The 13,957-nt window shown below is 41.8% G+C and carries 10 protein-coding genes; 3 read left to right on the top strand and 7 right to left on the bottom strand.

What is annotated here, in order from left to right; genetic code table 11:
- Positions 1–4: 4 nt before the first annotated feature.
- On the bottom strand, positions 5–298 hold the full coding sequence (gene gatC, locus FPQ10_RS06245) for an Asp-tRNA(Asn)/Glu-tRNA(Gln) amidotransferase subunit GatC (protein WP_144161949.1): 294 nt from the start codon (positions 296–298) through the stop codon (positions 5–7).
- Positions 299–663: 365 nt separating this feature from the next.
- Here gatC and pepF point away from each other — a divergent pair, with 365 nt between their 5' ends.
- On the top strand, positions 664–2,463 hold the full coding sequence (gene pepF, locus FPQ10_RS06240) for an oligoendopeptidase F (RefSeq protein WP_144161946.1): 1,800 nt from the start codon (positions 664–666) through the stop codon (positions 2,461–2,463).
- A 116-nt stretch (positions 2,464–2,579) separates the two neighbouring features.
- Positions 2,580–3,257 carry a Dph6-related ATP pyrophosphatase gene (locus tag FPQ10_RS06235; protein WP_144161942.1) on the top strand — a complete coding sequence of 226 codons (678 nt, stop codon included), beginning with the start codon at positions 2,580–2,582 and terminating at the stop codon, positions 3,255–3,257.
- Here the strand turns inward: FPQ10_RS06235 and FPQ10_RS13010 are convergent.
- From FPQ10_RS13010 to pcrB, 6 genes are all read right to left on the bottom strand, one after another.
- The gene (locus tag FPQ10_RS13010) at positions 3,218–3,982 is read right to left on the bottom strand and encodes a hypothetical protein (protein ID WP_186278578.1); all 765 of its coding nucleotides are present in this window, start codon (positions 3,980–3,982) and stop codon (positions 3,218–3,220) included. The genes FPQ10_RS06235 and FPQ10_RS13010 overlap by 40 nt on opposite strands.
- Positions 3,983–4,063: 81 nt before the next feature.
- On the bottom strand, positions 4,064–5,620 hold the full coding sequence (pruA, locus tag FPQ10_RS06220) for an L-glutamate gamma-semialdehyde dehydrogenase (RefSeq protein WP_144161933.1): 1,557 nt from the start codon (positions 5,618–5,620) through the stop codon (positions 4,064–4,066).
- Between the two features lie 109 nt (positions 5,621–5,729).
- A complete protein-coding gene (locus tag FPQ10_RS06215; protein ID WP_144161931.1) occupies positions 5,730–6,941 on the bottom strand; it encodes a CamS family sex pheromone protein in 1,212 nt (403 codons plus the stop codon).
- Positions 6,942–6,953: 12 nt separating this feature from the next.
- Positions 6,954–8,948 (bottom strand): NAD-dependent DNA ligase LigA, encoded by a 1,995-nt coding sequence (ligA, locus tag FPQ10_RS06210; RefSeq protein WP_144161928.1) that lies wholly within the window; start codon positions 8,946–8,948, stop codon positions 6,954–6,956.
- 39 nt (positions 8,949–8,987) lie between these two features.
- Positions 8,988–11,201 (bottom strand): DNA helicase PcrA, encoded by a 2,214-nt coding sequence (pcrA, locus tag FPQ10_RS06205; RefSeq protein ID WP_144161925.1) that lies wholly within the window; start codon positions 11,199–11,201, stop codon positions 8,988–8,990.
- Positions 11,202–11,909, bottom strand: coding sequence for a heptaprenylglyceryl phosphate synthase (gene pcrB, locus FPQ10_RS06200; RefSeq protein WP_144162233.1), 708 nt, complete (start codon positions 11,907–11,909; stop codon positions 11,202–11,204).
- 420 nt (positions 11,910–12,329) lie between these two features.
- Between pcrB and FPQ10_RS06195 the strand changes: the two genes are divergently transcribed.
- Entirely contained in the window at positions 12,330–13,712 is a 1,383-nt protein-coding gene (locus FPQ10_RS06195; protein WP_144161922.1) for a glycine--tRNA ligase, read from the top strand.
- Positions 13,713–13,957 lie beyond the last annotated feature (245 nt).

Here is a 13,957-nt window from a genome sequence, read left to right as displayed (position 1 = left end):
CTCCTTATTCCAAAATTGATGGCACACGGAATTGCCCATCTGCTTGGTCCGGTGCATTTTTTAGTGCTTCTTCTTTTGTGATCCAATCTTTCGGTTCATCTTCACGGAACACGTTCTTCATATCTAGTACATGCGTCATCGGCTTAACGTTGCTTGTATCAACCTCACTCAATTGCTCGGAAAAGTTAATGATCGAGCTCAATTGCTCACTGTATTTTTCCGCTTCCTCATCTGTAATCGCAAGTCTTGCCAAATGAGCGACATGCTTCACATCTTCAGTCGAAATCTTTTTAGACATTCTGGCACCTCCAATATTTACATCCATCTATATGTAACATTATGAATCAAAAATAACCTTACAATACTCCCTTATCATAGCAAAATAACCGTTCGCATGGCAACGATAAGTATAGGTTGAGAATCGCTAACAAAATTGGATGGTCGGGAGTTGACTCACTAAGATTGCACGGCACCCTTTTGCTTGTTAATGACTTTTAGCAATAGACGTTCAAATTTGCGTGGTGGACGTCCGAACTCGTGGGCTAGACATTAGGTTTCCTCTCAAAAATTCTTTCTATAAAAAATAGTAAGATTAAACTGACAAATTTAATTCTTTCCTTTATAATACTTAGTATCACGAAATAGTTTATGAGGGGGATTTACATGGCAACACGCTTAAAGCGTTCAGAAGTTCCTGTTGAACAAACATGGAATTTAGAAGATTTATTTTCAACACTTGCTGATTGGGAAGAAGCACGAATGGAGTTGGAGGATGAGCTCCCGACGGTCACACAATATGAAGGGCGACTCCATGAAGGGGCAAATGTTTTGTATGATTGCCTTGAAGCTCAAACAGCATTGATGGAAAAAGCGACGCTTGTCGCAACGTATGCCAATCTACGTAGTTCGGAAGATGGAACGAACGCAGAAAACCAGGCGAACTCAGCAAAAGTTTCGGCTACACTCGCGAAGGTTGGCGCAGCTCTCTCTTTTGTAAATTCAGAGATCTTGGCGTTGCCTGAAGGTACAATCGAAAAGTATCTCAGCGAAAATGAAAACCTGAGTGACTATCAATTGGTTTTACAGGATTTAATAGAAGAAAAACCATATACCTTATCCGCTGAAACAGAAAAAGTATTAGCTTCTCTTGGACAAGTGACAAGTGCGCCGTATATGATTTATCAGCGGAGCAAGTCATCAGATATGGCCTTCGCTGACTTTGAACACGATGGCGAGACGTATCCGAATTCATTTGCTCTGTTTGAAGATGAATATGAGCTTTCACCTCAGACGGCGATTCGCCATAAGGCCTATGAATCGTTCGTTGAAACATTGAAAAACTATCAAAATACATTTGCCGCTACGTATTCAACGGAAGTGACAAAGCAAGTTACGCTATCAAAGGTTCGCGGCTATGATAACGTCACACAAATGTTGTTACAACCGCAAAAAGTCACGGAAGAAATGTATCATAACCAACTGGATGTCATTCAAAAAGAATTGGCACCGCATATGCAACGTTTTGCAAAGTTGAAAAAGCGAGTGCTCGGCTTGGACAAGATGTCTTTTGTCGACTTAAAAGCTCCATTGGACCCCGACTTTAATCCAGAATCTTCTTATGAAGAAGTGTGCGATACCATTCTCAATGCATTGCAAGTGATGGGGCCAGAATATACAGACGCGATGAAAAAAGCGATGACCGAGCGTTGGGTCGATTATGCCGATAACGTCGGAAAATCAACTGGCGCCTTTTGTGCGAGTCCATATGGTTCCCATCCATATATCTTACTGACATTTACTGGTAACATGCGTGGTGGATTTATTTTGGCACATGAATTAGGTCACGCGGGTCATTTTTATTTTGCCAATCAAAACCAGCGAATTTTCAATACACGTCCGTCAACTTATTTCATTGAAGCACCATCTACATTGAACGAGTTGCTGTTAGCCGATCACCTATTGGAAAATACGGACGACCCACGGATGCGTCGCTGGATTATCCTGCAACTGCTTGGCACGTATTACCATAACTTCGTGACGCACCTGCTCGAAGGAGAATATCAACGCCGGGTTTATTCATTGGCGGAAAAAGGCATTCCGTTAACAGTCCAAACGTTATCTGAACAAAAAGGTGAAGCTTTGGAAAACTTCTGGGGAGATACCGTTGAGATTGATGAAGGAGCCAAGTTAACTTGGATGCGTCAGCCACACTATTATATGGGCCTTTATCCATATACGTATTCAGCTGGACTCACCGCTTCAACCGCTGTTCATCAATTGTTTAAAGAAGAAGGTCAGCCGGCAATTGATCGGTGGTTGGACGTTTTGAAAATGGGTGGAACGAAAACACCGCTTGAATTAATGAAATATGCAGGAGTCGATATGTCGACACCAGACGCCGTCAGAAAAGCGGTCGCATATGTCGGTTCACTCGTTGATGAACTTGAAAAAAGCTATGAATAAATGAATTGAAACAGAGCTGCTAAGAAATCAGGGCTCTGTTTTCTTTTGTATAAATACGACTTTCTAGAAGAAAAGATTAAAATCCGATAAACTATAAGTAACTGGAGGTTTTACATATGGTTAGAAAAGTATGGGTTTCGCATAGTGGTGGGAAAGATTCGATGCTCGCCTTACATCGAATGATGAACCAATCAGATATTGAAGTCGTAGGTTTGCTGACGACAATCACTGAAGGATATGAACGTTCCACTACCCATGGCATCAGGGAAGAACTCGTCGATTTGCAAGCCGAACTTTTAGGATTACCGATGCACAAAGTTTTTTTACCGAAAGATCCATCCAATGAAAATTACAATCAACTAATTTTCGATGCCTATGAAACAGCACGGGATGAAGGGATCTCTCACATTGTTTTCGGTGATATTTTGTTGAAGGATGTTCGTGACTACCGGGAAAAACAAGTACAAGAAGCTGGATTGGAAGCGATTTTCCCATTATGGGGCGAATCGACAGATGATTTAATTCACGAATTCATGGAGCTCGGGTATGAAACGATCATCACGACAATAGATCCAAAGACTGTTCCGATTTCTTTTTTAGGAGAAAAAATAACGACGGATTTACTAGAGGCTCTACCTAAGAATGTTGATGTTTGCGGCGAAAATGGTGAGTTTCATACCTTTGTCGTTGACGGCCCGTTATTTGAGCGAACTTTACCTTATAAGATTAGTGAACACACTCATGAAGGACCTTATTATACATATATCGATTTAGTTAGGAGCGAAGCAACATGACAAATAAGGATAAAGAAAAAACAAATTTGATTCCCGATATGGTCATCGGTGTAATGATCGCCATTGCCGTATGGCTCGTTACAGATAACCTCGTGACCGGAATCGCTGTAGGTGTCACGATCGGTGCAGGACTCAATGTAGTTAAAGAAATGAAAAACCGGAGAGATTCGGAATGATTTGGTGTAGGGTTGAAACCTCTCTGTGCATCTACTAGAGTGAGGCGAGTGGCTATGACTAGTAAACTCGTGGTTATCAGCAGTCAGAGCGACTTTATCGGCAGTTAGTAACGCTCTATCAACAGTTGGAGCGTATTTATCGGCAGTTAGAACGCTTTTATCAACAGTCAGAGCGACTTTATCGACAGTTAGTAACGCTCTATCAACAGTTGGAGCGCTTTTATCGACAGTTAGAACGCTTTTATCAACAGTCAGAGCGCTTTTATCGGCAGTTAGTAACGCTTTATCAACAGTCAGAGCGACTTTATCGACAGTTAGAACGCTTTTATCAACAGTCAGAGCGACTTTATCGGCAGTTAGTAACGCTTTATCAACAGTCAGAGCGACTTTATCGACAGTTTGAAACACTTTATCAACAGTCAGAGCGCTCTTATCGACAGTTAGAAACACTTTATCAACAGTCAGAGCGCTCTTATCGGCAGTTAGAACACGTTTATCAACAGTCAGAGCGCTTTTATCGACAGTCAGACCAACTCTATCAACATTCAAATCACATTTATCAACCACCTCATAGAACCAAATACAAAAGGAAAAATCCCGGCGCTATGCCGGGATTTTCTCATCTATCTATTAATACATTTCAGATATTGTTTTTCCTTGTAGGAAGTTATTCAAGTAGTCAGGTCCGCCTGCTTTGGAGTCGGTTCCGGACATCTTGAATCCGCCGAATGGATGGTATCCTACGATTGCTGCTGTACATCCACGGTTAATGTATAGGTTTCCGACGTGGAAGTCTTCTTTCGCCATTTCGATATGCGTACGGTTGTTGGAGATAATTGCTCCAGTTAGGCCGTACTCTGTATTGTTTGCAATGTCTAACATTTCGTCAAAGTCTTTTGCTTTTGTGAAGGCAACGACTGGTCCGAAAATTTCTTCTTGCATGATGCGGGATTTTGGATCGGCATCCGCAAAGATTGTCGGCTGAATGAAGAAGCCGTTTTTGTCATCTCCCGTACCACCATGTACGAGGCGAGCACCTTCTTCTTTTCCAATTTCAACGTAGTTCAAGATTTTATCGTAGGAAGCTTGATCAATCACTGCACCCATATAGTAGTTTTGCTCGGATGGGTCACCGACATCAAGCTCTTTCGTTAATTCAACACAGCGGTCTAACAACTGATCATAAACGTCTTCATGCGCAACAACTCGAGAACATGCTGAACATTTTTGACCAGAGAAACCGAAAGCTGAGTTAACAATCGATTCAGCGGCTAACTCCAAGTCCGCATTGTCATCCACGATGATTGTGTCTTTTCCGCCCATTTCTGCGACGACACGTTTTAACCACTCTTGCCCTTCTTGCACGACTGCTGCACGTTCAAAAATACGAGTACCTACTTCACGAGAACCTGTGAAGCTGACAAAGCGCGTTTTCGGATGCTCGACTAAGTAATCACCGACTTCTCCACCTGGTCCTGGTAAGTAGTTAATGATTCCACCAGGGAGTCCTGCTTCTTTTAATGCTTCCATTAATTTGTAAGCAATGACTGGTGTATTACTTGCTGGCTTTAAGATGACGGTATTTCCAGTCACCATTGGAGAAACGGCCGTTCCAGCCATAATAGCGAATAGGAAGTTCCATGGTGAAATAACGACACCAGCGCCTAATGGTATATAACTGAAGCGGTTATTTTCGATTGGACGGCTGACGATGTCTAGTCCTTTTCCACTATCAATTTCGAGCATTTGTCTTCCATAATATTCTAGGAAGTCGATTCCTTCTGCGATATCCGCATCAGCTTCTTTCCACGGTTTTCCGCCTTCTTTGATAATCCATGCATTAAATTCAAAGCGTCGGCGACGAATAATTGCCGCTGTACGGAAAAGAATATCTGCACGCATTTCGGCAGTGGATTTTCTCCACCATTCGAAATGTTCATTTGCTGATTGGATCGCTTTCTCTGCAAGTTCTTTATTCGCTTTGGAAACTTTACCGATCACTTCATCTTTATTTCCTGGATTTGTCGAAACAATTTTATCATCTGTATAAACCTCTTCACCGTCGATGAGGAGAGGATACTCTTTGCCAAGCATTTGTTCAACTTGATGAAGCGCTTCTTTCTGCGCTTTCTGATTTTCCTCTAATGAAAAGTCTGTAAACGGTTCATGTTTGAAAGGTACTACCATTGAAATCTTCCTCCTCTTAATTTTCTGATATTATAGCGCTTACATACCTATTCTAAATGAAAGGGAGGCGGTATTCAATCCTTCTTTTTTGCCTCCCTATCAAAAACAGTTATTGATAGATATAAACTTCTGGTTCTTCTTTGTCTGCTTTTCTGTAAACGACGCTTTCTTGGCGTTCCGGTGACATGACATTCACTTCCACATCGTAATGGTTTGGAAAATGTTCCTGAACTAATCGGTACACATGTTGTGTGAAGCCGACAACTTCTTGTTTTCCGTTGAATTCTATTGTTATATCAATTGATAAGTCGTGTAAATTTCCACCATTAAAATAACCCGTACCAATTACACCAATATAATTCGGGAAAAATTCGCCGACATCTCTTTCAAATGCCGTAAAGGCTTCATATTGATCGTAATGGTTTCGCTCAGCTTCTCCAGATGGAAAAAGAACGTATTTTTCATTAATATTTTCCCACTCACCGATTGTACGGCCATTCGGATCGACAACCGCCTTGGTTAAATAATTTCCAGGTGTAATTCCACTTGCCTCATTTTCTTTATACAAAGCAACCAAAATCGGAATGTCCGCTAATTCTTCACGATCTCTTAGCCGATTGATCACCTTTTCAGCCGTTTCCTTGCCAAACTTCAATAGTTCCGCTTCATCGATTTCTGTGTAAAGCGTCGGTTCACCAATATCTGTTTGGAAAGCATATTCAGATTTCAATACAAGTGCTACTGCGATTCCTCCAAGTTGCATTTGATCTTCATTCACGCGTTGCAAATAGTTTTGCTCGTGTATATAGGAGAGAATCTGTGGACTATCTTCTTGCATTTCTTTTTTCTTTTCTTTGTCTGCCTTTTTATATTTCTTTTCATTTAACGGCGGATTCAATCCGACTTGAATATCCTCAGGGTCTGCATCCTCGTTCGCAGCTAATTCTTCACGAAGTTTTTCTTCTGTAAGTTGCCTACTCAAATAATCTTTTAACAAATCTTCTGTTAAGTACTGCCCCTCTTGGAAAAAGTATTCCTCTGTATCGAAAACGTCTTTCGCTTGGCGGATCAATCCTTGTTCGACTTCATCGATATCGTATCGATTTCTTACTTTATTGACGATCAATCCACGCGCGACACCAGGAACATAAGGCAAAATGGTTCGATACGTATCTTCATCTAGCTTATTGGTCGGGATAATGTATCGCTGTTCCTCTTCATCTTCTGTTTCCTGAACAACTTCTTCGTCGGTGTTATAGTTTGGTGCACAGCCTGAGACGATTAGTAATAGTGCCAGGCTGAACAGCGTAAATCGTTTCATTCTGTCCACTCCCTAAGCATTCAATGCTTCTAGCATCTGTGCTTCATTCCATATTTCGATGGATAATTCTTTGGCTTTTTCTAATTTAGAGCCAGCATCCTCGCCGGCAATCAATAAATCCGTATTTTTACTGACACTTCCTGTTACTTTTCCACCTAGCGATTCGATTTGACTTTTCGCTTCTCCGCGGGACATTTCCGATAATTTACCGGTTAATACAATTGTTTTATCAGCAAATGGGGAATCAGTAGGTACTTCGATCTCTTCGTGTAAATAATTCATATTCAATCCTGATTCCTTCAGTCGTTCAATCAATTTCTTTGCTTCTGGTTTTTCAAAATATGTCACGACGGAGTCAGCCATTTTTTCTCCAATTTCCGGAACACGCTCAAGCGTTTCGCGATCGGCCTCCATTAATGGATCAATCGATTTAAATTCAGCGGATAAAATATCTGCCGCTTTACTGCCGACAAAGCGAATTCCCAACCCGAATAACAGTCGTTCGAGTGAATTCTCCTTAGATGTTTCGATGGCATTCAACAAATTAGTAACGGATTTTTCACCCATTCGGTCCAATTGAAGCAAGTCCTCTTTCTTTAAATGGTATAAATCACCAATATTACGAATAAGCTCATGGTCAAATAATTGTTCGATGACTTTTTCACCTAGACCATCAATGTTCATCGCAGTCCGTGAAACAAAATGGATGAGTCCTTCTTTTAGCTGAGCTGGACAATTTGGATTCATACAACGCCAAGCTACTTCGCCATCAATTTTTTCTAAATGGCTTCCGCATACCGGGCAATTATCAGGCATCCGGAAAATCTGCTCGTTACCGTCTCGCTGATCTTCAACGACACGAACGACTTCCGGTATAATATCGCCTGCTTTTTTGATGACGACGGTATCGCCTATACGGATATCTTTTTCAATAATTAAATCTTCATTATGCAACGATGCACGCTGTACGGTCGTTCCTGCAACTTGAACAGGGGTCAAAATCGCTGTTGGTGTGACAACGCCTGTCCGTCCGACGCTGAGTTCGATATCTAGCAAGTCGGTAATAGCTTCTTCCGCCGGGAACTTATAAGCGATTGCCCAACGCGGGCTCTTTGCTGTAAAACCAAGCTCCTCCTGTTGCTGGATTGAATCAACTTTAATGACGATGCCATCAATATCATAGTCCAACTCATTTCGGTGGATTGTCCATTCTTCTGTGTATTCAATAACTTCTTCAATCGTGTCGAATCGCTTCGTTTCTGGGTTTGTTTTAAATCCTAATTCACGTAAGTATTTCAATCGTTCACTATGTGAAGCCGTCGACGCTGCTTGCCATTCACCGACCGCATATAAGAAGACGTCTAAATTACGATTTGCGGCGACTTTTGGATCGAGCTGACGCAGTGAACCTGCCGCCGCATTTCGAGGATTTGCGAAAAGTTCAAGCCCGTCTTTTTCTCGATTATCATTTAAAGAAAGAAAAGATGGTTTCGGCATGAACACTTCGCCGCGAGCTTCAATCGTCACAGATTCCGTCAAACGAAGGGGTATGCTTTTGACAGTCCGTAGATTGTGCGTGATGTCTTCCCCTGTCTTTCCGTCACCTCTTGTTGCACCAAGTACGAACTTCCCTTCCTCATAACGCAATGAAACAGCCAAGCCATCAATCTTCAGCTCACATACATATTGAAAGTCATCTCCAATTTTTCCTCGAACACGACGATCGAAGTCACGTAAATCTTCAGCATTAAAAGCATTGCCAAGACTTAGCATCGGTACCGTATGATCGACTTTTCGAAACTCGTCTAACGGTTGTCCGCCAACGCGTTGGGTCGGTGAGTCATCTGTAATGAGTTCTGGGTGTTCTTCTTCCAGCTGAACAAGCTCGTGTAGTTTCTGATCATACACGGCATCAGGAACGGTCGGTTGATCCAATACATGATACTCATAATTATATTGATTGAGCTCTTTTCGTAACGCTTCAGCTCTCTTTTCTGCTTCGCTCATGTCACTCATCCTTTATCCTTTTTCACATAGAAAATCGCCTTATATTTTTTCGATCGGTGCAAATTGGGCGAGCAATCGTTTAATTCCTGTCGGTGCAGGAAATGCGATATCCAACTCGGTATCTTCACCTTCACCGACCACTTTGACGACCGTACCTTCGCCCCATTTTTTATGCGAAACCTTATCTCCTAATTGGAAGTTCACATCACCTTTTGGCTTTTCTTTAATTACACGAGATTTTCTTTTACCCGTCGTCCGATTTGGTCTGAAATCATCGATTGTTGTTCGAAAGCCTGTTTGTTGGGTTGTTTCTTTGACGTCTTCTTCAATTAATTCGAATGGAATTTCATCTAAAAAGCGACTTCGCTCATTGTATTGCGTCCGGCCAAAAATCGTACGAGACGTCGCATGTGTAATAAACAAATCGCGCTCTGCCCGGGTAATGCCTACGTATGCTAAGCGACGTTCCTCTTCCATCTCATCCATATCAAATAACGAGCGGGTATGTGGAAAGATGTTTTCTTCCATTCCAACTAAAAAGACGACTGGAAATTCAAGTCCTTTCGCTGCGTGCAAGGTCATTAATGTAAGCTTATCTTTCGTCTCTTCATCGGTGTTATCCAAATCAGAGATCAAAGCTAAGTCTGTCAAAAATGAAATTAACGTCTGATCTTCACTCGTTTCTTCAAATTGCTTTGTAACAGTTTTGAATTCTTCTAAGTTTTCCAAGCGGCTTTGTGATTCAATCGAACGATCTTTCATCAGTTCTGCTTCATAGCCTGAACGTGACAGTACTTGTTCGACCACATCCGTGACATTCAAAAATTCTTGCTGTTGTTGCCAGTCTTCAATCATTTCACGGAACAAATTCAGCTGGTTAGATGCCTTTTTGCTCATGCCAGTAAAATCTGATTCTTTAACCGCATCAAACAGCGATAAATCATTGATTTCTGCATGCATTTGTAATTTTTCCATCGACGTTTTTCCGATGCCACGCTTCGGCACATTCACGACACGCTGAAAACTAATATCATCATGCGGATTCGTAATTAACCGTAAGTAAGCGAGCAAGTCTTTAATTTCTTTTCTGTCATAGAACTTAGTCCCGCCGACGATTTGGTAAGGGATGTCCGACTTCACGAGTACATCCTCCACTGCACGCGACTGCGCGTTCGTCCGGTAAAGTATTGCCATTTCTTTATAACGTGTACCTTTTGTCCGGTTTAACTCTTGTACTTGGTCGATGACATAACGTGCTTCATCCCGCTCATCAAGTGCTTTGAACAATTTGATTTCCGTTCCGTCATCATTTTCTGTCCATAGATCTTTCGGTTTTCTCGATTGGTTATTTTCAATGACCGTGTTCGCAGCTTGTAAAATTTTCTTCGTCGAACGATAGTTTTGTTCGAGCAAGATTACTTTCGCGTTTGGATAGTCCTCTTCAAACGAAAGAATGTTATAAATATCTGCTCCACGCCATTTATAAATCGATTGGTCGGAGTCGCCTACGACGCATAGGTTTTGAAAACGAGCGGCTAACTGTTTCACCAATTCATATTGCGCTTTGTTTGTATCCTGGTACTCATCGACATGAATATATTGAAAACGGTTTTGGTAGTAATGAAGAACTTCCGGATTTTTTTGGAATAAAAAATGGGTTTCCATAATTAAGCTATCAAAATCTAGCGCCTGGTTTTTCTTCAAAATCGTTTCGTACGTTTCATATAATTCAGCGATTTTTTCTTCACCATAATCATTCGCTTGCTGCTTCATCACTTTTGGCGTGATCAACTTATTCTTCGCATCACTGATCGCGTACTTAACCGCCTTCGGATTGAACACTTTGGGATCGACGTTATTAATCCGAAACGCTTCTTTTACGGCTGTCTGCGAATCGGATGCATCATAAATCGCGAAGTTGCGATCGATGCCTAACTTATCCCCGTCTCGTCGCAAAATCCGAACACAAAGAGAGTGGAACGTCGACATGATGATCTCTCGTGCTTGGTCTCCGACAAGTTTCGTGACCCGTTCCTTCATTTCCTTTGCAGCTTTATTCGTAAATGTAATCGCCAAAATGTTCATTGGCGCGACTTCTTTTTCTGATAGTAAATAAGCAATCCGGTGAGTCAGCACGCGTGTTTTTCCACTTCCGGCACCTGCCATGACAAGCAGTGGACCATCTGTATGCTTGACCGCCTTCGCTTGCTCTTCGTTCATTCCTTCAAGGATTTCTTGCATGGATAAACTCATTTATTTCCCACCCTTAATTTTCTCGACTGAATGGACCGCGTGAACAGTTCGCAATGCTGCATTCAAATTTTCATAAATGACATTTCCGACAACGACGATATCTGCATGCCGCGCCATATCTCTCGCTTCTGCTTTTGTGGTAATTCCACCGCCATAAATCAATAAACTTTGATCGAGTTCTTCACTTACTCGTTCAACAAGCTTTACATCTCCATATGTACCGCTGTATTCCATATAAACGAAAGGAAGATGCATCAAATGTTCAGCAACTTGTGCATAAGCGATGACATCCTCATCCGTTACCTGCTTCGCTTCTGTCCATTGATACGCTTTTGACTCGGGATTCAACATAATATAGCCTTCCGCTTTCAACTCTTCCCATTCAATGAACTCCCCGTATTCCTTAACGGCTTGCTGATGGTAATCAATCAACCAGTTTGGATTTTCTGTATTCAATACCATTGGAATAAAATAAAAATCGTAGCCTGGTGTGACCGCCGACAAGTTGGATACTTCCAAAATACACGTCACTTGGTAACGTCGAATTCTTGCCAACAAATCAAGCACTTGATCTAATGTCACGTCGTCCGTTCCACCTACGATCACTGCGTCTGTACCCGACTCACAGATTTTTTCCAACGATTCATCATCGATTGGTTTATTGGGATCTAATTTAAAAATGTGTCTCCACATTCGATAATCTTCAATCATTCGACATACGCCTCCAAAATTACATACCTTTACCTCACTTATTATAGCAGAAACAAGGGGGGTCTTTCACCGATTCTTCTTAAGCAATTTGGATTAATTTGATGGCGATCCGCTCCCTCCACACAATTTTGTTGAGAAAAAAATTCCGTTATGCTACGATGTTCTCAGGAAATATGAATATAGACCCACGAAGAAGGACCAATAGTAACCAATCACCTCTGCAATAAGCGATTCAGGGACGGTGCAAGCCTGAAGCAAGGATTGGCGAAAAGGCAGTCTGGAGTGTAATTTTGAAAGCGGACATGATCGTTTCATGTCAAGCAGGGTGGAACCGCGAGATCACATCTCGTCCCTGGGCAGTCAATGCCCTGTGGACGAGATTTTTTTATGTAACAGATTATGAAGGAGGCTATATACATGGCGAAAGATATGGAACAGCTTGTCAATCATGCGAAACACCGTGGATTTGTTTTCCAAGGATCTGAAATTTATGGAGGACTAGCAAATACGTGGGATTATGGTCCACTTGGAGTAGAAGTGAAGCGTAATTTGAAAGATGCTTGGTGGAAAAAGTTTGTCCAAGAACAGCCGAACATGGTCGGTTTGGACGCTTCAATTTTGATGAACCCAAAAACGTGGGAAGCATCCGGTCACTTAGGCAATTTCAATGACCCAATGATCGATTGTAAAGAATGTAAATCACGCCACCGCGCAGACCATTTAATCGAAAATCATTTTGAAGCAAAAGGCGAAGAGCGTGTCGTTGATGGCTTGCCTTTTGACGAATTGCAGAAAATCATTCAAGAAGAAGGCATTACTTGTCCGAATTGTGGATCGGATGATTTTACAGATATCCGTCAATTCAACTTGATGTTTAAAACATATCAAGGAGTTACCGAAGACTCTTCAGATGAAATTTTTATGCGCCCGGAAACAGCGCAAGGAATTTTTGTGAACTTCAAAAATGTTCAGCGTTCAATGCGTAAAAAAGTTCCATTCGGAATTGCACAAATCGGTAAAAGTTTCCGTAATGAGATTACACCAGGGAACTTTACGTTCCGGACGAGAGAATTTGAACAAATGGAGATCGAATTCTTCTGTAAGCCAGGCCAAGAAAAAGAATGGTTTGATTATTGGTTAGACTTCAGTCACAACTGGCTGACAAACCTCGGACTGAATAAAGAATTGATTCGACGCCGCGAACACGATGAAGATGAATTATCTCACTACAGTAAAGAAACAACTGACCTGGAATACCTCTTCCCATTCGGCTGGGGTGAGCTATGGGGTATTGCATCTCGTACGGACTATGACTTAACACAGCATGCCGAGCATTCCGGCGAGAACTTTGAATACATCGATCAGGAAACAAACGAGCGTTATATCCCTTACGTCATCGAACCATCATTAGGCGCAGACCGTTTGGCCCTTGCTTTCCTAGCCGATGCGTATCAAGAAGAAGAACTTGAAGATGGAACAACACGTACAGTGATGAATTTCCATCCAGCAATCGCACCATATAAAGCGGCAATCTTCCCATTGTCCAAGAAACTTTCTGAAGAAGCACAAGAAGTATTCCGTGACTTAGCAACAGAGTTCATGGTCGACTATGACGAATCCGGTTCAATCGGAAAACGTTACCGTCGTCACGATGAAGTAGGAACCCCCTATTGTATCACTTACGACTTTGACTCTAAAGAAGACGGTCAAGTTACAGTGCGCGACCGCGACACAATGGAACAAACAAGAATGCCAATCAGCGAACTAAAATCCTTTTTGGCTGACAAAATGAAATATTAATATGAAAATGACACCAAGTTTCGGCTTGGTGTCATTTTTTTGTGGCTATGGCTGGGCTGCGGAGCTTCTATTCGACGATAGTGCAAGAAAATTCCGGCCTACCGTCGATTAGAAGGCTTCTATTCTACGATAGAGCAATAAAATTTGATCCTACCGTCGATTAGAGGGCTTCTATTCTACGATAGAGTGAAAAAATTTGATCCTTCCGTCGATTAGAGGGCGTCTATTCAACGATAGAGCAATAA

Source organism: Allobacillus sp. SKP2-8 (genome assembly GCF_007559355.1).
GTDB classification, from domain to species: domain Bacteria; phylum Bacillota; class Bacilli; order Bacillales; family Alkalibacillaceae; genus Allobacillus; species Allobacillus halotolerans.
Note: the sequence above shows the minus strand (reverse complement) of the source record. Positions and strands in the feature narration are given on the sequence as shown.